Source organism: Pseudomonas sp. B21-051, assembly GCF_024748795.1.
GTDB classification, from domain to species: domain Bacteria; phylum Pseudomonadota; class Gammaproteobacteria; order Pseudomonadales; family Pseudomonadaceae; genus Aquipseudomonas; species Aquipseudomonas putida_A.
In genome coordinates this window covers 4,082,453-4,103,672 of sequence record NZ_CP087166.1, presented here as the reverse complement: position 1 = coordinate 4,103,672, position 21,220 = coordinate 4,082,453, and the positions used below count along the sequence as shown (strand labels likewise).

Below are 21,220 nucleotides of genomic sequence, written 5' to 3'. Positions count from 1 at the left end.
ATTGTTCTCCTTGTTTTCCGATGCAGTCAGAAGCGGCTGACGCCGAAGCTGTTGGGTTGCAACGTGCGAATGTCGGCTTCGTGGCAGATATCCAGCAGGTAACCGAGCAGGGTGCGTGTATCGCGTGGGTCGATCAGGCCGTCGTCCCACAGGTTGGCGCTGCCGTAGAGCGCGGTGGACTGGCTATCGAGTTTCTGCGCGGTGACCTGTTCGAGCATGTCGAGCATTTTCGGATCCGGCACCAGGCCCTCTTTGAGCTGTTTGGCCTCGGTGACGATGCGCAACACCTTGCCGGCCTGCGCGCCGCCCATCACTGCGGTGCGGCTGTTGGGCCAGGCGAAGATGAAACGTGGATCGAGACCGCGTCCGCACATCGCATAGTTGCCGGCACCGTAGGAACCACCGACGACAATTGTCAGTTTAGGCACGCGTGCGTTGGCCACCGCTTGAATCAGTTTCGAGCCGTGTTTGATCACGCCTTGCTGCTCGGACTCGGTGCCGACCATGAATCCGGTGGTGTTGTGGAAGAACAGCAGCGGCGTCTGGCTCTGATCGCACAGTTGAATGAACTGCGCGGCCTTACTCGCACCGGCGGGAGTGATCGGGCCGTTGTTGCCGATCAAGCCGCAGGCGCGACCGTGGATTTTCAACTGGCCGCAGATTGTTTGCTGATCGAACTCGCCTTTGAATTCGAGAAACTCCGATTCATCGGCAATCCGCGCAATGATTTCGCGCACGTCGTAGGGCTTTTTCGGGTCGTCGGGAATCAGCCCGAGCAGTTCGTCGATCGGGTACAGCGGCGCCTTGTATTGCGGCTCCGGCAGCCACGGCAGCTGTTCGTTCCACGGCAGCATGCGCAGGATTTCGCGCACCAGGCGCACGCCATCGGCGTCGTTCTCGGCCAGGTATTCGGCGGTGCCGGCGACCTGGGCGTGCATCTCGGCGCCACCCAGTTGTTCATCGGTGGCGACTTCGCCGGTCGCAGCCTTAAGCAGCGGCGGCCCGGCAAGAAACAGCTTGGCCTTGCCGCGCACCACCACCACGTAATCCGACAGCCCCGGTTGATAGGCGCCACCCGCCGTCGCCGAGCCGTGCACCACGGTGATCTGCGGCAGACCCATGGCCGACATCCGCGCCTGATTGGCAAAACTGCGCGCACCCTCGACGAAAATCTCCGCCGCATAGTTGAGGTTGGCGCCGCCGCTTTCGGCCAGAGTGATCACCGGCAGTTTGTTTTCCAGGGCGATCTGTTGCAGACGCAGGGATTTTTTCAGGCCGGTGGGAGAGATCGTGCCGCCCTTGATCGCGCTGTTGTTGGCCACCACCATCGCGCGTATGCCGGACACGTAACCGATGCCGGCAATCAGGCCACCGCCGGCGGCGCTGCCATCCTTGTCGTCGTGCAGTTTGTAGCCGGCCAGGCTCGCCAGTTCGAGGAACGGTGCGCCGGGGTCGAGCAGCAGGTTCAGGCGTTCACGGGGCAGCAGTTGCCCGCGCTTGTCGAATTTCGTCTTGGCTTCGGCAGCCTTGTTCAGCAGGTTCTGTTCCAGTTGCTGGACGTGCTCGATGGCCGCGAGCATCGCCGCGCAGTTGCGGGCGAAAGCTTCACTGTGCGGATCGAGTTGGGACTGGATCTGCGGCATGGCTTACTCCTTGTCCTTGAGCACGTCGGGCAGGTACGCCCGATGGAAACCGTTGAACGACTCGCTGTGGCTCGCCTTTTGCAACGGCCATGCGCGGCTGCCGAGACTGGCCGCGCCATCGATTTTCAAGGTGCTGCCGCTGATGAACGCCGCCGCCGGACTGAGCAGGAAAACGATCGCCGCACTGACTTCCGATTCGGTACCAATGCGCTTGAGCGGCACGTGTTCGCGCAGGGTCGGGATCACGGCTTTGAACGCGCCTTCATAAGTGTCCATGCCGCTGGACGCGATCCAGCCCGGCGCAACTGCATTGACCCGCACCCCGGCGTAGCCCCATTCGAAGGCGGCGGTCTTGGTGAAGTTGTCCATCCCCGAGCGTGCTGCGCCGGAATGGCCCATGCCGGGCATGCCGCCCCACATGTCGGCGAGCATGTTGACGATGTTGCCGCCGTGTTTGCTCATCGACTGGCTGAACACTTCCCGGGCCATCAGGAAGCCGCCGACCAGATTGGTGCGCAGAACGGTTTCGAAACCTTTCTGGTTGATCGCGGCCAGTGGCGAGGGGTACTGGCCGCCGGCATTGTTGACCAGACCGTGGATCGGCCCGTGTTCGGCGATCAGCCCGGCGACCAGTTGTTTCACCGCGTCTTCGTCACGGATGTCGCAGGCCTGCCAGCGCGCGCGGCCACCGTCTTCGCTGATTTCGGCGGCGACCTTTTGCAGCTTCTCCGGTTTGCGCCCGACCAGCAGCACAGTGGCTCCGAGCGCCGCCAGTTCATGCGCGGTGCAACGGCCAATGCCACTGCCGCCACCGGTGACGATGATGGTCTGGCCGCTGAACAGATCGGCTTTGAAAATCGATGCGTAAGCCATGAAGCCCAACCTCTAGTCGAGTTGTTCGGCGATGCTCTGCGGCACCGGGATCTGGATTTCCAGCAACTGCTGGGCGAAGGCCTTGCCCTGGGGATCGATCCGCAGACTGGCGACACCGCCACCACCGAGGGCGTTTTCCAACAGAAAATTCAGGCTGTGGGTGCCGGGCAGGTACCAGCGTTCGACCCGGCCATGGATCGGGTCGAGTACGTGGCGCATCCAGTCGACGATCACCGCTGGCGTCAGCGCTTCGGCGATCCACGGCAGGTACTCGGGGCGGCGCGGCAGGACGCCGATGTTGCTGTGGTTGCCCTTGTCGCCGGAGCGCGCCACCGCCAGTTTCACCAACGGCACACTGGCGTCGGCGCGGCCCAGGGGTTTGGGTGGCTGGTCGGGGGTTGGCAGGTCATGGCTGTCGAGCGGCATTTGCACAGGGAGGGCGCAGGGATGCTGTTCACCGGCCATGTCGATGTGCAGGGTGCAGGCGGTTTTATCGATCAGGAACGAGAACAGACGGATCAGCGGGTAAACCGTCGGCCGTCCGCCGACGATGCCGGTCAGTCCCGGTGCCATGCCGGTGGCAGCCTGGGCGATTTCCCGGGAGAACAGGATCAGCGCCGGTTTCAGCGGATGGCGCACCGCGAGTTTGATCACCACCTCGCGGCTGTCACGACGCTGGCCGTGAGGGCCGTATGTGGCTTCGCTGCCGAGCAGTTCGATGTTGACTTCGCTGTAGGGTGGCCAGCCGCGCTGGCTGAACATTTCTGCAGTCTTGTCGATGATTGCCTGACTGACGCGGCGCGCCTTGTCCACCGCATCGATGCCGGCGATCAGGCAACTGGCGGTGCAGCGGAATCCGTCCGGCCAGGTCGCGCTGACCTTGTATTTATCGCTGGGCGGCAGGCCTTTGGCTCCGTGGACATGCACGGCGTTTTTACCCTGTTGCTGCAGTTTCACTTGAGTGAAATCGCAGACTACATCCGGCAACAGATAGGCCTGCGGATCACCTATTTCATAGAGCATCTGCTCGCCAACCGTCAGCGGCGTCACCAGGCCGCCGGAGCCTTCGGGTTTGCTGACGATGAACTGGCCGTCGGCGCTGACTTCAACGATGGGAAAACCGATGTGTTCGTAGTCCGGCACGTCGCGCCAGTCGGTGAAATTGCCCCCGGTGCATTGCGCGCCGCATTCGATGATGTGCCCGGCCAGCGCGGCCTGGGCCAGTTTGTCGTAGTCGTGCCAGGCCCAACCGAACTCATGCACCAGCGCCGCGCTGACCACCGCGCTGTCGACCACCCGGCCGGTAATGACGATGTCGGCGCCCAGACGCAGAGCCTCAACGATGCCTGGCGCGCCGAGGTAGGCGTTGGTTGATACGCACATCGGCGGCAGCGGCGCGCCGTTGAACATTTCGTGGATGCCCTGGGCGGCGAGTTGCTTGAATTGCGGTTGCAGATCGTCACCAAGCAGCACGGCGATTTTCAGACTGACCCCGGCCTTGTCGCAGGCAGCCTGCAGGGCGGCGGCACAGGCTTTCGGATTGATCCCGCCGGCGTTGCTGATCACGCGAATCTTCTGTTCGGCCAGTTGCGGCAGCAGCGGCGCGAGCACCTCGACGAAGTCCCCGGCGAATCCGGCCTGCGGGTCCTTCATGCGCGCACCGGCCATGATCGACAGGGTGATTTCGGCCAGGTAATCGAACACCAGATAATCCAGCTGCCCGCCGGCAACAAGTTGTGCGGCGGCGGTACTGGTGTCACCCCAGAATGCGCTGGCGCATCCGATGCGGACGGTGGTTGGCATGGTTATCTCCGACTCAGGAACCTGCGACAGAAGTGTCTGGAGGCTACCAAGCAAGCGCTTGGTTTGTAAACAGCTGAAATATCTCTGCCCAAGCGCTTGCTTGGTTGCGGCCCCGGGCTTAAATTGCGCGCAACCCTGCGCGTTCAGGGGGCAACAGACTGATCGACTGTAGGAGAGAACGGGTGGACGAGCAAAAAGCCCTGAGGGTCATGCGCGAACTGGTCGACCAGGGCCAGTTGACCGACCCTGACAGCGCCCGCGGCAAACTGCTGCAAGTGGCCGCTCACCTGTTCCGCAACAAAGGCTACGAGCGCACCACGGTGCGTGATCTGGCGGGGGCGGTAGGGATCCAGTCCGGGAGCATTTTTCATCACTTCAAAAGCAAGGATGAAATCCTCCGGGCGGTGATGGAAGAAACCATCCGCTACAACACCGCGCTGATGCGCGCCGCGCTGGCCGAAGCGAGCAACGTGCGCGAGCGGGTGCTGGCGCTGATTCGCTGCGAGTTGCAGTCGATCATGGGCGGCAGCGGCGAAGCCATGGCGGTGCTGGTCTATGAATGGCGCTCGTTGTCCGAAGACGGTCAGGCCCGCGTGCTGGCCCTGCGCGATGTCTACGAAGACATCTGGCTGCAGGTGCTGGGCGAAGCCAAGGACGCTGGCTTCATCCGTGGCGATGTATTTGTTACCCGACGTTTTCTCACCGGCGCACTGTCCTGGACCACCACCTGGTTCCGTGCCGGCGGCAGCCTGAGCCTCGATCAGTTGGCCGATGAAGCGCTGATTCTGGTGCTCGAAGAGCGTTAACCCACGTTCCAACAGGTCAGGAAACTGGCTAACTGGGCGAAACCGCCTAGCTTGAATGCATTGATCGGTATTTTTTCGGGGAGTGGGGTGTTTTGAAGTCTTCGCCAATTCGGACGGCCACGGGTCTGGTACTCGTCGCGCTGACGGCATTTTCAGGGTTGCCTGCGCAGGCAGCGCAACTGGTTCGAGTGGGCGCCGCGCACTTTCCGCCTTACACCATCCGCCCGGAAAGCGGTGCCGACACCGGTCTGCTGCCGGAATTGGTCGAAGCGCTGAATGCGTTGCAAACGGAGTATCAGTTTGTCCTGGTACCGACCTCGATTCCCCGGCGCTTCGGCGACTTGAAGGAAGGTCGCACCGACATGGCGATTTTCGAAAACCCGGAGTGGGGCTGGAAGGACATTCCACACACCACGGTCGATATGGGGCTGGAAGATGCCGAGATTTTCGTCGCGCAACGCAAAGAAGCTCGCCAGGAGAACTATTTCGCCGATCTGAAGGGCAAGCGCCTGGCACTGTACAGCGGTTATCACTATGAGTTCGCCAACTTCAACGCCGATCCCAAATACCTGGCTGATACATTCAATGCCTCGCTGACCTATTCCCACGACAGCAACCTGCTGATGGTCCTGCGCGGGCGGGCCGACATAGCGCTGGTGACGCGCTCGTACCTGTTCGATTATCTGAAGCGCAACGAAAAGGTCAAAGATGAGCTGCTGGTGTCGCAGCGCATCGATCAGATCTACCACCATTACGCTATTCTGCGCCCGAACGCACCGATCACCGGCGAGGCGTTCAGCAAGTTGCTGCAGGGTTTGCGCGACAGCGGCCAGATGCTGAAAATCTTCGAACCGTACAAGATTGCCGTAGTGCCGGTGCCGCACCCCTGAGCGATTTTCACCCCGGCGGTTAAATTTCCCCCCTCGGCTCACGTCCCATCGTTAACTGTCGACGATTATCGTGAGCCCGACCCATGTCCAATCTGAATGACCTGACTGCCCTGGCCTTGCCTTCGGGCAGCCAATTGATAGCCGATGCCACCGAAAGCCGTCTGTGCCTGAGTCTGGATGGGCAACCGCTGATTCGCCTGCGCCTGGATCGCCTGGCCAAAGGCCCGATCCAGCTCGACGAGCGTTATGCGCTCCCTGTGGGCCAGGCGTTGTGGGCTGCCTGTTACTGGTTGTTCGCCCGTGATCCGGACTGCCGACAATTGATCTGGCAACTTGATCAGCCACCCACCGAAGCGTTGCTCAGCGGCCTGCTGGTGAACACCGACGTGGCTGGCGAATACCGCTGCGAACGCACCCTGTTCTGGCAGTTGCCACAACCCTGGCTGGGCACCTCGCTGACGGGCAGCTACCCGCAACAAATGGTGATCAGCCAGGGCAAGCGCCATCCGTTGCGTCCGGTCAAGCCGCGCGGTGAAGTCTATCGACGCTTCGATGCGCGTCTGGGTGCGTGGATTTCCCTGCGCACGGTGGAGATCGAGCAAGATCTGGCGCGGTTCAATCGCTGGCAGAACAGTCCGCGAGTCGCCAGTTTCTGGCAGGAGGAGGGCGGCCTGGAACAGCATCGCGAATACTTGAACAAGCTCGATGTCGATCCGCATACGCTGACGCTGATCGGCTGTTTCGATGATCAACCGTTTGCCTATTTCGAGGCCTACTGGGCCAAGGAAGATCGTATCGCGCCGTTCTACGACGCCGACAATTACGACCGTGGTATTCACATGCTGGTGGGGGAAGAGAATCACCGTGGCCCGCACAAGGTCGCGAGCTGGTTGTCGGCGCTGGTGCACTATTTGTTTCTGGACGATCCGCGTACCCAGCGTGTGGTCGCTGAACCGCGTGCCGACAACGCGAAAATGATCGGCCACATGCAGAACCAGTGCTTTCACTGCGAGAAGGAATTCGACTTTCCGCACAAGCGTGCGGCGTTGATGATTCTGGGGCGTGAGCGGTTTTTTGATCGGTGCAAGCTGGCCTGAGGTTCAGGCCTCAAAGATCTACGTGATCTTGAGGCCGCATTCGCGAGCAGGCTCGCTCCCACACAGGTTCTGCATACACAGGACAAATGTGGGAGCGAGCCTGCTCGCGAATGGGGTTACCACGCTTTCGCTGATTAACGACGCCCCATCGAGGCCGCATCCCCACGACTGCCCGAGACCTTGCGGCAGTGCACCAGCGCATCACGAATCATGAAATTGACCAGAGTCGGCGAGACGCCGAGTTCCTTGGCGATGTCCTTTTGCGGCACGCCGTGCAGACGGTACATCTCGAAGGCGTAGCGGGTGCGGCTGGGCAGTTCGGTCAGCGCGTCGGCGATGTGTTCCAGCGTCGAGAAGTTGATATGCGAGGTTTCCGGCGAAGCGCCCTGAATGACCACATTCAACCCTTCCTCTTCTGGGCCCGAGTACTTCTGCTCCAGCGCCTGTTTGCGGTAGTGATCGATGGCGAGGTTGCGCACGATCTGGAACAGGTAACTCAATTGCGCCTTGATCGACGACGTGATCGGCGGGGCCGACTGCAAGCGGAAGAACGCATCCTGCACCACGTCTTCGGCGCGCGAGCGGCAGCCGGTAATGCGGGCTGCAATCTTCACCAGAATCAGTCGATTGTCGACAAAGGCCTGAAGTAGCGGTGAATCGCACCTGCTTGTGGATACTTGTTCCGTCATGGAAATCACCTTGCTGCCAATAGGTTAGTGGGACGGCTGGGGGACGGGGCCGTCCTACACATCGAGCGACAAATTATGTTGAATGATAATGATTGTCAATTGAGAAAGAGAACTAATGCTCCGTAAAGGTGCGAATCGAGAACTGCGACACACCGCCACACCCCGGCCCCCGTTGGCGATCCAGCCTGCCGACTAATTATTTCAAGACGTCATCCGTTCTCATTGGTGAATGGTTCCGGGTACCGAGCCCCGGCCAGACAGCATTCAGCAGCCTCGCGCGGTCGGCACAGACCGCGCCCTGCACGCCCTCGACCGGCGTGACGCAGCAACCCGATTCCACTTAGCAAGCCGAATTCAGGCAGGAAACCTCATGACCGACGCGTTCGAACTCCCCAGCACTCTGGTCCAAGCCCTCCAGCGCCGTGCGGCACAGACGCCGGATCGCCTGGCCCTGCGCTTTCTCGCCGAAACCGAGGAGCAGGGCGTGGTGCTCAGTTACCGCGAACTGGATCAACGCGCGCGCACCATTGCTGCCGCGTTGCAGGCCCAGGCTGAGTTCGGTGATCGCGCGGTGCTGCTGTTTCCCAGCGGCGCGGATTACGTCGCGGCGTTTTTCGGTTGCCTGTACGCCGGGGTGATCGCGGTGCCGGCCTATCCGCCGGAGTCCGCCCGTCGGCATCACCAGGAACGCCTGCTGTCGATCATTGCCGACGCCGAACCGCGTCTGCTGCTGACCAGCGCCGACCTGCGCGATGCCTTGCAGCAAATCGACGGCGCGCCGCCGTTGCTGTGCGTCGATACCCTCGACAACACCCTGGCCGAGCGCTGGGTCGAACCGACTTTGCCGCAAGACCACATCGCCTTCCTGCAATACACCTCCGGCTCCACCGCGCTGCCCAAAGGCGTGCAGGTCAGCCACGGTAATCTGGTGGCCAACGAGCTGCTGATTCGCCATGGTTTCGGCATCGATGTGAACCCCGACGACGTGATCGTCAGCTGGCTGCCGCTGTACCACGACATGGGGCTGATCGGCGGATTGCTGCAGCCGATTTTCAGCGGCGTGCCGTGCATCCTGATGTCGCCGGCGTACTTCCTCGGTCGCCCGTTGCGCTGGCTTGAAGCGATCAGCCAATACGGCGGCACCATCAGCGGTGGGCCGGATTTCGCCTACCGTCTGTGCAGCGAGCGGGTCAGCGAATCGGCGCTGGAGCGACTCGACCTGAGCCGCTGGCGCGTGGCCTATTCCGGCTCCGAACCGATTCGTCTCGACACCCTCGAGCGCTTCGCCGAGAAGTTCACCCCGTGCGGCTTTAGCGAAGACAGCTTCATGGCCTCCTATGGTCTGGCCGAGGCGACCCTGTTCGTCGCCGGCACACCGCGTGGCACCGGCATTCCTGCGCTACGCGTCGATGATCAGGCGCTGGCGCAAAACCGCGCCGAGCCGGGCGACGGCAGCCCGATCATGAGTTGCGGCATCAGCCAGCCGGAGCACGCGGTGCTGATCGTCGATCCGGGCAGCCTGCAAGAACTCAATGACAATGCGGTCGGCGAAGTCTGGGCCGCCGGCCCGAGCATCGCCCACGGCTACTGGCGCAACCCCGAGGCCAGCGCCAGGACCTTCGTCCAGCACGCCGGTCGCACCTGGTTGCGCACGGGTGACCTGGGCTTTATCCGCGACGGTGAACTGTTCATCACCGGGCGCCTGAAAGACATGCTGATCGTGCGTGGCCACAACCTCTATCCGCAGGACATCGAGAAGACCGTCGAGAACGAAGTGGAGGTGGTGCGCAAAGGCCGCGTCGCGGCATTCGCGGTCACTCAGGACGGTGAAGAAGGCATTGGCATCGCGGCGGAAATCAGCCGCAGCGTGCAAAAAATCCTGCCGCCCGAAGCGCTGATCAAAGCCATTCGCCAGGCAGTTGCCGAGGCGTATCAAGAGGCGCCGAGCGTGGTGGTGCTGCTCAACCCGGGCGCGCTGCCGAAGACGTCCAGCGGCAAGCTGCAACGCTCGGCGTGCCGCAATCGTCTGGCCGATGGCAGCCTCGACAGCTACGCGGTGTTCCCGTCCGCCGAGCTGCAAGGTACCGAATCGACCCTGGCGGCTTCCGAGCTGGAAACGCTGATCGGCAAGATCTGGGCCGAGCAACTGAGCGTCAGACAAGTCAACGCCGACGATCATTTCTTCCTGCTCGGCGGCAACTCGATTGCGGCAACTCAGGTAATCGCCAAGGTACGCGAAGAACTGGGTCTTGAGCTGAACCTGCGCCTGTTGTTCGAAACCCCGACCCTGTCCGCCTTCGCCGCTGCGGTGGCGCAGCAGCAACAGGATGGCGGCAGCGCCCAAGGCGCAATCAACACCTTGTCGCGCGGCGAAGCACTGCCGCAATCGCTGGCGCAAAACCGGCTGTGGATCACCTGGCAACTCGACCCGCACAGCAGCGCCTACAACATTCCCGGCGCCCTGCGTCTGCGTGGCGAGCTGGACGAAGACGCGTTGCGCGCCAGCTTCCAGCAACTGATCGAGCGCCACGAATCGCTGCGCACGCGTTTCTTCGAACGCGACGGTGTGGCGCTGCAACAAGTCGACGCCGCACCTGAATTCAATCTGCAACTGATCGATATCAGCGACCTGCCAGCGCACGAGCGTGAAGCCCGCGCGCAACAGATCCGCGAAGACGAGGCGCGCACCCAGTTCGATCTGGAAAAAGGCCCGCTGCTGTGGGTGACACTCGTACGCCTCGACGATGAAGATCATCAGCTTCTGGTGACGCTGCATCACATCATCGCCGACGGTTGGTCGCTGAACGTACTGATCGACGAGTTTTCGCGCCTGTACGCTGCCGCCTCTCAAGGCCTGCGCGCCGAACTCGCGCCGCTGCCCACCCAATACGCCGACTACGGCACCTGGCAGCGCCAATGGCTGGCGCAAGGTGAGGGCGAGCGACAACTGGCGTACTGGAAAGCGCAACTGGGCGACGAACATCCGGTGCTGGAGCTGGCCACCGACCACTCGCGCTCGGCCAAGCAATTGCACAGCGCCGCGCGCCACAGTGTGCGCCTCGGCGTCAGCCTCAGTGATGCGATCAAGCAGACTGCGCAGGCGCATCAATCGACACCGTTCATGCTGTTGCTCTCGGCGTTCCAGAGCCTGCTGCACCGCTACAGCGGTCAGCGCGATATCCGCATCGGCATCCCCAACGCCAACCGTCCGCGCCTGGAAACCCAGGGCCTGATCGGCTTCTTCATCAACACTCAGGTGCTGCGTGCCGAGGTTGATTCGCGGCTGTCGTTTGTCGAGTTGCTGGCACAGACCCGCGACGCTGCACTGGGTGCGCAGGCCCATCAGGATCTGCCGTTCGAACAACTGCTCGAAGCCTTCCCGCAGGCTCGCGAGCAGGGACTGTTCCAGGTCATGTTCAACCACCAGCAACGCGACTTGAGTGCGCTCAAGCGCCTGCCGGGCCTGCTCGCCGAAGAACTGCCGTGGCACAGCCGCGAAGCCAAGTTCGACCTGCAACTGCACAGCGAAGAAGATCGCAACGGGCGCTTGACCCTGTCCTTCGACTACGCCGATGAACTGTTCGACGCGGCGACCATCGCGCGTCTGGCCGAACACTTCAGCAATCTGCTGCGCGCCGTCTGCGAGCAACCACAGCAGGCGATCGGCGACCTGCCATTGCTGACTCCATGCGAGCACGAACAGCAACAAGCATGGAGCATCGCCCCGTGCACCCCGGCGCAACACTGGCTACCGGAATTGCTCAACGAACAGGCGCGCCAGACTCCGGAACGCACCGCGCTGGTGTGGGACGGCGGCAGTCTCGATTTTGCAGAATTGCACGCCCAGGCCAACCGCCTCGCGCACTATCTGCGCGATAAAGGCGTCGGCCCGGATGTGTGCGTGGCAATTGCAGCCGAGCGTTCGCCACAATTGTTGATCGGCCTGCTGGCGATCATCAAGGCCGGTGGCGCTTATGTGCCGCTGGACCCGGATTACCCGGCCGATCGTCTGGCCTACATGCTCAGCGACAGCGGTGTCGAGCTGCTGCTGACTCAGACTGCATTGCTCGACCGTCTGCCAGCCAGTGACGGCGTCAGCGTCATCGCCATGGACGCGTTGCACCTGGAAAACTGGCCGAGTCAGGCACCGGGTCTGCACCTGCACGGCGACAACCTCGCCTATGTGATTTACACCTCCGGCTCCACTGGTCAACCGAAGGGCGTCGGCAACACCCACGCTGCATTGGCCGAACGGTTGCAGTGGATGCAGAACAGCTATCGCCTGAACGACAGCGACGTGCTGATGCAAAAGGCGCCGATCAGTTTCGACGTGTCGGTCTGGGAGTGCTTCTGGCCGCTGATCACTGGCGCGCGTCTGCTGATTGCCGGCCCCGGCGAACACCGTGATCCGCATCGCATCGCGCAACTGGTGCAGGAATACGGTGTGACCACGCTGCACTTCGTGCCGCCGCTGCTTTCGCTGTTCATCGACGAACCGCTGAGCGCCGAATGCACTAGCCTGCGCCGGGTGTTCTCCGGCGGTGAAGCGCTGCCGGCGGAACTGCGCAACCGCGTGTTGGCGCTACTGCCGGCGGTACAACTGCACAACCGTTACGGCCCGACCGAAACCGCGATCAACGTCACTCACTGGCACTGCACCACGGCCGATGGCGAGCGCTCGCCGATTGGTCGGCCACTGGGCAACGTGATCTGCCGCATTCTCGATGCTGATCTCAACCCCGTGCCGGCCGGTGTGCCGGGTGAGCTGTGCATCAGCGGCATCGGTCTGGCCCGGGGTTACCTTGGTCGTCCGGCACTGACTGCCGAACGTTTCGTGGTCGATCCACTGGGCGAGCAGGGCGCACGGCTGTATCGCACCGGTGACCGTGCACGCTGGACCGCCGACGGTGTGATCGAATACCTCGGGCGCCTCGATCAGCAGGTCAAGCTGCGTGGTTTCCGCGTTGAACCGGAAGAAATCGAAGCGCGGCTGCTGGCGCAAAACGGCGTCGCCCAGGCCGTGGTGCTGGTGCGCGAAACCGCAGCCGGCGCACAGCTGATCGGCTACTTCACCGCTGTCGATGCGAGCGAAGATCAGGACGTGCAGATCGCCCGCCTGAAAACCGCACTGGCCGGCGAACTGCCGGAATACATGGTCCCGGCGCAACTGATGCGTCTGGACGCGATGCCCCTGAGCCCGAGTGGCAAGCTCGACCGTCGCGCCTTGCCGGAGCCGCAGTGGCAGGTGCGTGAGCACGTCAAACCGGTCACCGAGCTGGAACACCAGATCGCCGCGATCTGGCGTGAAGTGCTGGGTCTGCCACGGATCGGTCTGCGTGACGACTTCTTCGCCCTCGGCGGGCACTCGTTGCTGGCCACGCAAATCATCTCCCGCAGCCGTCAGGCCTGTGACGTCGAGCTACCGTTGCGCGCCCTGTTCGAGCACAGCGAACTCGGCGACTTCGCCGAGCAGATCCGTCTGATCCAGGTCAGCGGCCAGACCAACCAACAGCCACCGATTGCCAAAGTCGACCGCCGTCAACCCGTACCGCTGTCCTATTCGCAGCAACGCATGTGGTTCCTCTGGCAGATGGAGCCGGACAGCCCGGCGTACAACGTCGGCGGCATGGCGCGCCTGCGCGGCGTGTTGCACGTCGAGCATTTCGAGGCGGCGTTGCAGGCGTTGATCCTGCGCCACGAAACCTTGCGTACCACCTTCCCGAGCGTCGATGGCGTGGCCCGTCAACAGGTGCATGGCGAGACCGGCGTGCGCATGGGCTGGAAGGATTTCTCGAAACTGCCGGCTGACCAGCGTGAGCAGCAGGTCCAGCAACTGGCCGATGACGAAGCGCATCTGCCGTTCGACCTGGAAAGCGGACCGCTGCTGCGCGCCTGTCTGGTGAAGACCGCCGAGCACGAGCATTACTTCGTGCTGACATTGCACCACATCGTCACTGAAGGCTGGGCGATGGATATTTTTGCCCGCGAACTCAGCGCGCTGTACGAAGCGTTCGTCGATGAGCGCGATTCGCCGCTGGAAGCGTTGCCGGTGCAGTACCTCGATTACAGCGTCTGGCAACGGCAGTGGCTGGAGTCCGGTGAACGTCAGCGCCAGCTCGACTACTGGACTGCGCAACTCGGTCGCGAACATCCGCTGCTGGAGCTGCCCGGGGACCGTCCGCGGCCACCGGTGCAAAGTCATCAGGGTGAATTGTTCCGTTTTGATCTCAGTGACGATCTCGCCGCTCGCGTCCGTGCGTTCAATGCGCAAAACGGTCTGACCCTGTTCATGACCATGACCGCTGCGCTCGCCACCTTGCTCTACCGCTACAGCGGCCAGACCGACCTGCGCATCGGCGCGCCGGTGGCCAACCGGATTCGCCCGGAAAGCGAAGGGCTGATCGGTGCGTTCCTCAACACTCAGGTGCTGCGTTGCCAGCTCGACGGGCAGATGTCGGTTGGCGAGTTGTTCGAGCAAGTGCGCCACACGGTGATTGAAGGCCAGTCGCATCAGGACCTGCCGTTCGATCATCTGGTCGAAGCACTGCAACCACCGCGCAGCGCGGCGTACAACCCGCTGTTCCAGGTGATGTGCAACGTGCAGCGCTGGGAATTCCAGCAGAGCCGCATGCTCGCCGGGATGACCGTCGAGTACCTGGCCAACGATGCGCGAGCGACCAAGTTCGACCTCAATCTGGAAGTCACCGACCTCGACCATCGCCTCGGTTGCTGCCTGACCTACAGCACCGATCTGTTCGACGAGCCGACCATTGCACGCATGGCCCGGCATTGGCGCAATCTGCTGGAAGCGCTGATCACCGATCCGCAACAGCGCTTGAGCCAATTGCCGCTGCTCGACTTGACTGAACAACAGCAACTGCTCGACAGCCTCGGCGTTGAACCGGGCGAACGTCGTCTCGATCAATGCCTCCATCACCTGTTCGCCGAACAGGCGCTGGCGCGCAAAGATGCCCCGGCCCTGACCTTCGCCGGGCAGACCCTGAGCTACGCCGAACTCGACGCCCGCGCCAATCGCTTGGCTTGGGCCTTGCGTGAGCGTGGGGTCGGTCCGCAGGTGCGGGTCGGTCTGGCGCTGGAGCGCTCGCTGGAAATGGTCGTCGGCCTGCTGGCGATCCTCAAGGCCGGCGGCGCCTACGTGCCGCTGGATCCGGAATACCCGCTCGACCGTCTGCACTACATGATCGAAGACAGCCGCATCGGTCTGCTGCTCAGCGACCGGGCGATGTTCAACACCCTCGGCGATCTGCCGTCGAGCGTGGCGCGCTGGTGCCTGGAAGATGACAGCGCCGCGCTGGCCGATTACCCGGCTACCGAACTGCCATTTATCAGCCTGCCGCAGCATCAGGCCTATCTGATTTACACCTCGGGCTCGACCGGCAAGCCGAAGGGCGTGGTGGTGTCCCACGGTGAAATCGCCATGCATTGCCAGGCGGTGATCGAGCGTTTCGGCATGCGCCCGGACGACTGCGAGCTGCACTTCTATTCGATCAACTTCGACGCCGCCACCGAGCGTCTGCTGGTGCCGCTGCTCAGCGGCGCGCAGGTGGTGCTGCGGGCGCAAGGGCAGTGGGACGCGGAAGAGATCTGCAACTTGATCCGCACCCATCGGATCAACGTGCTCGGCTTCACCCCGAGCTACGGCAGTCAGCTGGCGCAGTTCCTCGCCACGCAAAACCAGGTTCTGCCAGTGCGGATGATCATCACCGGCGGCGAAGCGCTGACCGGCGAACACCTGCAACGGATTCGCGCCGCATTCAAACCGAGTCTGTTCTTCAACGCCTACGGGCCGACCGAAACCGTGGTCATGCCGCTCGCCAGTCTGGCGCCGGAAGTGCTGGAAGAGGGCGCCGGCAGCGTGCCGATCGGCAGCGTGATCGGTGACCGCGTTGCGTACATTCTCGACGCCGATCTGGCACTGGTGCCGCAAGGTGCGACCGGTGAATTGTTTGTCGGCGGCGCCGGTCTGGCCCAGGGGTATCACGACCGTCCGGGCATCAGCGCCGAGCGCTTCGTGGCTGATCCGTTTGCCGCCGATGGCGGGCGTATGTACCGCACCGGCGATCTGGTGCGCCAGCGTGCCGATGGGTTGGTGGAGTATCTGGGGCGGATCGACCATCAGGTGAAAATCCGTGGTTTCCGCATCGAGCTGGGCGAGATCGAAACCCGTCTGCTCGATCACCACTCGATCCGCGAAGCGGTGGTGCTGGCGCTGGATGCGCCGAGCGGCAAGCAACTGGTGGGCTACCTGGTCAGCGAAGTTGCCGAGCAAGGCGAAGCGCAACAGGCCGAACTGCGTGAAGCACTGAAGTCACACCTCAAGGCGCAACTGCCGGATTACATGGTGCCGACGCACCTGATTCTGCTGGCGAGCATGCCGCTGACCGCCAACGGCAAACTTGACCGCCGCGCCTTGCCGGCGCCGGATCCCGAGCTGAACCGTCAGCACTACGTCGCGCCGAGCAGCGAGTTGGAGCAGAACCTGGCACAGATCTGGTGCGAGGTGCTCAACGTCGGACAGGTCGGGCTCAACGACAACTTCTTCGAACTCGGTGGCGACTCGATCCTGTCGATTCAAGTGGTCAGCCGGGCGCGGCAGCAGGGCATTCATTTCAGCCCGCGTGACCTGTTTCAGCATCAGACGGTGCAGACCCTGGCCGCTGTCGCCAGCCGCAGCGAGCAAGTCACTGCCGAGCAGGGACTGGTGCTCGGCGAGTCGGCCATGACGCCGATTCAGCACTGGTTCTTCGACTCTGATATTCCTGAGCGTCAGCACTGGAACCAGGCCTTGTTGCTGGAACCGACAGTGGCGCTGGAACCGCATCGTCTGGAGCAGGCGCTGCTGGCAGTGATCGAACAGCACGACGCCCTGCGTCTGCGCTTCACTCAGGCCAACGATCAATGGCAGGCAACGCATCAACCGGTGTCCGACGCCGAGGTGTTGTGGCAGGTGCGGGTGGCGGCGATGGACAAGTGCGCAGCATTGTTTGCCGATGCCCAGCGCAGTCTCGATCTGCAGAATGGCCCGCTGCTGCGCGCCTTGCTGGTCGATGGTCCCGAAGGTCAGCAACGCCTGTTCATCGCGATTCACCACTTGGTGGTCGACGGTGTGTCGTGGCGCGTACTGCTCGACGATTTGCAAACGGTTTACCGCCAGTTGGAGGCCGAGCAGTCGGTAAAACTGCCGGCGAAAACCAGTGCCTTCAAGGACTGGGCGGCACGCTTGCAGGCCTATGCCGGCAGCGAATCGTTGCGTGAAGAGTTGAACTGGTGGCAAACCCAACTGGCCGGACCGAACGCCGATCTGCCGTGCGAAAACCCGCAAGGCGGACAGCAGAATCGTCACGCGCAAACCGTCAGCGTGCGCCTGGATGCCGAGCGTACCCAACAACTACTGCAACAGGCGCCGCGCGCCTACCGCACGCAGGTCAATGACCTGCTGCTGACTGCGCTGGCCCGTGTGCTGTGCCGTTGGAGCGGGCAACCGTCGGCGTTGATTCAACTGGAAGGCCACGGCCGCGAAACCCTGTTCGACGAGATCGACCTGACTCGCACCGTCGGCTGGTTCACCAGCGCCTATCCATTACGCCTGACCCCGCACAACATCGAAGAGGCTGCCGGGCAGGGCGCCTCGATCAAGGCGATCAAGGAGCAACTGCGCGCGGTGCCGCACAAAGGCCTCGGTTATGGCGTGCTGCGTTATCTGGCCGATGACCTCAGCCAGCGCAGCATGGCGGCGTTGCCGAATGCCCCGGTGACCTTCAACTACCTCGGCCAGTTCGATCAGAGTTTCGCCAGCGATGCGCTGTTCCGTCCGCTGGATGAGCCGGTCGGTGCGGCCCACGATCCGCAGGCGCCGTTGCCCAACGAATTGAGCATCGACAGTCAGGTGTACGGCGGCGAGTTGCTGCTGCGCTGGACTTTCAGTGCTGAGCGTTATGACGCGCAGACCATCAGCGATTTGGCCGACACCTACCTCGGCGAGCTGCAAAGCCTGATCGCACATTGTTTGCAGGACGACGCTGGCGGACTGACGCCGTCGGACTTCCCGCTGGCGAAACTGACCCAGGCGCAACTCGATGCACTGCCGGTGCCGGCGGCGCAGATCGAAGATGTCTACCCGCTGACGCCGATGCAGGAAGGCATGTTGCTGCACACCTTGCTCGAACCGGGCACCGGTCTGTACTACATGCAGGATCGCTATCGCATCAACAGCGAGCTCGATCCCGAGCGTTTCGCCCAGGCCTGGCAAGCGGTGGTCGCCCGTCATGAAGCGCTGCGTGCGTCGTTCTGCTGGAACGTCGGCGAGGACATGCTGCAAGTGATCCACACCCCGGGCCGTACGCCGATCGAGTACCTGGACTGGAGCGCCATCAGCGATGTCGAGCAAGAACCGAAGCTGCAGGCGCTGCTGAAAAGCGAGCGCGAAGCCGGGTTCGATCTGCTCAATCAGGCACCGTTCCACCTGCGCCTGATCAAGGTCGGCGCGGCGCGCTACTGGTTCATGATGAGCAACCACCACATCCTCATCGATGCCTGGTGCCGTTCGCTGCTGATGAACGATTTCTTCGAGATCTACACCGCCCTCGGTGAAGGTCGCGAAGCACAGTTGTCGGTGCCGCCGCGTTACCGCGACTACATCGGCTGGCTGCAACGCCAGAGTCTGGCCGAGGCACGTCAGTGGTGGCAGCAGAACCTGCAAGGTTTCGAACGCACCACGCCGATTCCGAGCGACCGGCCGTTCCTGCGCGAACATGCGGGCGAAAGCGGCGGCATGATTGTCGGTGACTGCTACACCCGTCTCGACGTTGAAGATGGCGCTCGTCTGCGCGAGCTGGCCCAGGCCCATCAACTGACCATCAACACCTTCGCTCAAGCCGCTTGGGCCTTGGTGCTGCGCCGTCTGAGCGGTGATCGCGACGTGCTGTTCGGCGTAACCGTGGCCGGCCGTCCGGTGGAAATGCCGGAAATGCAGCGCACAGTCGGCCTGTTCATCAACAGCATTGCGCTGCGGGTGCAGATCCCGGGGGACGATCAGCGTGCCAGTGTGCGCCAGTGGTTGAGCGGGCTGCTCGACAGCAACATGCAACTGCGCGAGTACGAATACCTGCCGCTGGTGAACATCCAGGAGCAGAGCGAACTGCCGAAAGGCCAGCCGCTGTTCGACAGTCTGTTCGTGTTCGAAAACGCGCCGGTGGAAGTCTCGGTGCTGGACCGTGCGCAAAGCCTCAACGCGACCTCGGATTCGGGCCGTACCCATACCAACTTCCCGCTGACGGCGGTGTGCTACCCGGGCGATGACCTCGGCCTGCACCTGTCGTATGACCAGCGTTACTTCGACGAATCGACCATCGAGCGCATGCTCGGCGAGTTCAAGCGCCTGCTGCTGGCGCTGGTCGATGGTTTCCACGGTGACATGGCTGATCTGCCGCTGCTGGGGGCCGAGGAGCAGGACTTCCTGCTGCACGGCTGCAATCAGAGCGCCCACGATTATCCGCTGGAGCAGAGCTACGTGGCGCTGTTCGAAGCGCAGGTCGCGGCGCATCCGCAGCGCATCGCCGCTACGTGCCTTGATCAGCAACTGAGCTATGCCGCGCTCAACCACAACGCCAACCGTCTCGGTCATGCACTGGTTGCGGCCGGGGTGCAGATGGATCAACCGGTGGCGCTGCTGGCCGAGCGTAATCTCGATCTGCTGGGGATGATCATCGGCAGCTTCAAGGCCGGTGCCGGTTACCTGCCGCTGGATCCGGGCCTGCCGAGCCAGCGTCTGCAGCGGATCATCGAGCTGAGCCGCACGCCAGTGCTGGTGTGCAGCGAAGCCTGCCGCCAACAGGCGCAGACTTTGCTCGATGAATTCAGCTGCGCCAACCGTCCACGGCTGTTGGTCTGGGAAGAGGTGCAGGCGCTGGCGACATCGCTGCAAAACCCGGGGATCTACAGTGGCCCGGACAACCTGGCCTACGTGATCTACACCTCGGGTTCGACCGGGTTGCCGAAAGGTGTGATGGTCGAGCAGCGCGGCATGCTCAACAACCAGTTGAGCAAGGTGCCGTACCTGCAACTGACGGACGCCGACGTGATCGCGCAGACCGCTTCGCAAAGCTTCGATATTTCGGTCTGGCAGTTCCTCGCCGCGCCGCTGTTCGGGGCGCGGGTGGACATCGTGCCGAACAGCATCGCCCACGATCCGCAGGGTCTGCTGGTGCATGTGCAGGCGCAGGGCATCACCGTGCTGGAGAGTGTGCCGTCGCTGATTCAGGGCATGCTCGCTTCCGATCGCCTGAGCCTCGACGGTCTGCGCTGGATGCTGCCGACCGGTGAAGCGATGCCGCCGGAACTGGCGCACCAGTGGCTGCTGCGCTACCCGGACATCGGTCTGGTCAACGCCTACGGGCCGGCGGAATGCTCCGATGACGTGGCGTTCTTCCGTGTGGACATGGCTTCGACTCGCGGCAGCTATTTGCCGATCGGAACGCCGACCGACAACAACTTGCTGTACCTGGTCGATGGCGCACTGGAGCTGGTGCCGCTGGGCGCGGTGGGCGAGTTGTGCGTGGCCGGCACCGGTGTCGGTCGCGGTTACGTCAGCGATCCGCTGCGCACCGCGCCGGTATTTGTGCCGAACCCGTTCGGCGCGCCGGGCGAGCGTTTGTATCGCACCGGTGACCTCGCGCGGCGGCGCAGTGACGGGGTGCTGGAGTACGTTGGCCGGGTCGACCATCAGGTGAAGATTCGCGGTTACCGCATCGAACTGGGTGAAATCGAAGCGCGTCTGCACGAACAACCGGAAGTCCGCGATGCGGCGGTCGGCGTGCAGGAAGGCGTGAATGGCAAGCACCTGGTCGGCTATCTGGTCGCGGCGGATTCGGCGCTCAACCCGAGCGAGCGTCTGGAGCGGATCAAGCAACGCCTGCGCAGCGAACTGCCGGAATACATGGTGCCGCTGCACTGGTTGTGGCTGGATCAGTTGCCGCACAACGCCAACGGCAAACTCGACCGCAAAGCCCTGCCGGCCCTGGAAATCGGCCAATTGCAGAGCGAGGATTACCTGGCCCCGCGCAACGAGCTGGAGCAGACCCTGGCCGACATCTGGGCCGAGGTGCTCAAGGTCGACAAGGTCGGCGTGCGCGACAACTTCTTCGAGCTGGGCGGACACTCGCTACTGGCTACGCAGATCGCCTCGCGGGTGCAGAAAACCCTGCAACGCGATGTGCCGCTGCGGGCGATGTTCGAGTGCAGCACGGTGCAGGAACTGGCCGAGTACATCGAAGGCCTGGCGGCCGGAGACATGACCGAGGACAAGGTGGATCGCTTGAATGATCTGATGGCGGAGCTGGAGGGCTTGTAATCTTCGGCGTCTGTACCGGCCCCTTCGCGAGCAGGCTCGCTCCCACATGG

Annotated in this window: 8 protein-coding genes; 4 read left to right on the top strand and 4 right to left on the bottom strand. The window is 62.9% G+C overall.

The window, feature by feature from the left end:
- Positions 1-26: 26 nt before the first annotated feature.
- From atuC to LOY52_RS18290, 3 genes are read right to left on the bottom strand one after another with little or no spacing between them, the layout of a single operon-like run.
- A complete protein-coding gene (atuC, locus tag LOY52_RS18300; RefSeq protein WP_258675515.1) occupies positions 27-1,643 on the bottom strand; it encodes a geranyl-CoA carboxylase subunit beta in 1,617 nt (538 codons plus the stop codon).
- A gap of 3 nt (positions 1,644-1,646) precedes the next feature.
- Positions 1,647-2,516, bottom strand: coding sequence for an SDR family oxidoreductase (locus tag LOY52_RS18295; RefSeq protein ID WP_258675514.1), 870 nt, complete (start codon positions 2,514-2,516; stop codon positions 1,647-1,649).
- Positions 2,517-2,528: 12 nt separating this feature from the next.
- Positions 2,529-4,319, bottom strand: coding sequence for an acyclic terpene utilization AtuA family protein (locus tag LOY52_RS18290; RefSeq protein ID WP_258675513.1), 1,791 nt, complete (start codon positions 4,317-4,319; stop codon positions 2,529-2,531).
- Between the two features lie 182 nt (positions 4,320-4,501).
- Between LOY52_RS18290 and LOY52_RS18285 the strand changes: the two genes are divergently transcribed.
- The 3 genes from LOY52_RS18285 to LOY52_RS18275 all read left to right on the top strand — a co-directional run bounded on the left by LOY52_RS18285 (position 4,502) and on the right by LOY52_RS18275 (position 7,112).
- Positions 4,502-5,125 carry a TetR/AcrR family transcriptional regulator gene (locus LOY52_RS18285; protein ID WP_047599881.1) on the top strand — a complete coding sequence of 208 codons (624 nt, stop codon included), beginning with the start codon at positions 4,502-4,504 and terminating at the stop codon, positions 5,123-5,125.
- Positions 5,126-5,217: 92 nt separating this feature from the next.
- Positions 5,218-6,015, top strand: coding sequence for an ABC transporter substrate-binding protein (locus LOY52_RS18280; protein ID WP_258675512.1), 798 nt, complete (start codon positions 5,218-5,220; stop codon positions 6,013-6,015).
- Between the two features lie 83 nt (positions 6,016-6,098).
- A complete protein-coding gene (locus tag LOY52_RS18275; RefSeq protein WP_258675511.1) occupies positions 6,099-7,112 on the top strand; it encodes a GNAT family N-acetyltransferase in 1,014 nt (337 codons plus the stop codon).
- Between the two features lie 134 nt (positions 7,113-7,246).
- Here the strand turns inward: LOY52_RS18275 and LOY52_RS18270 are convergent, their stop codons facing one another.
- Positions 7,247-7,801, bottom strand: coding sequence for an RNA polymerase factor sigma-70 (locus LOY52_RS18270; protein ID WP_027613402.1), 555 nt, complete (start codon positions 7,799-7,801; stop codon positions 7,247-7,249).
- Positions 7,802-8,171: 370 nt separating this feature from the next.
- Between LOY52_RS18270 and LOY52_RS18265 the strand changes: the two genes are divergently transcribed.
- Positions 8,172-21,170: a non-ribosomal peptide synthetase gene (locus LOY52_RS18265; RefSeq protein ID WP_258675510.1), complete on the top strand. Its 12,999-nt coding sequence runs from the start codon at positions 8,172-8,174 to the stop codon at positions 21,168-21,170.
- Positions 21,171-21,220 lie beyond the last annotated feature (50 nt).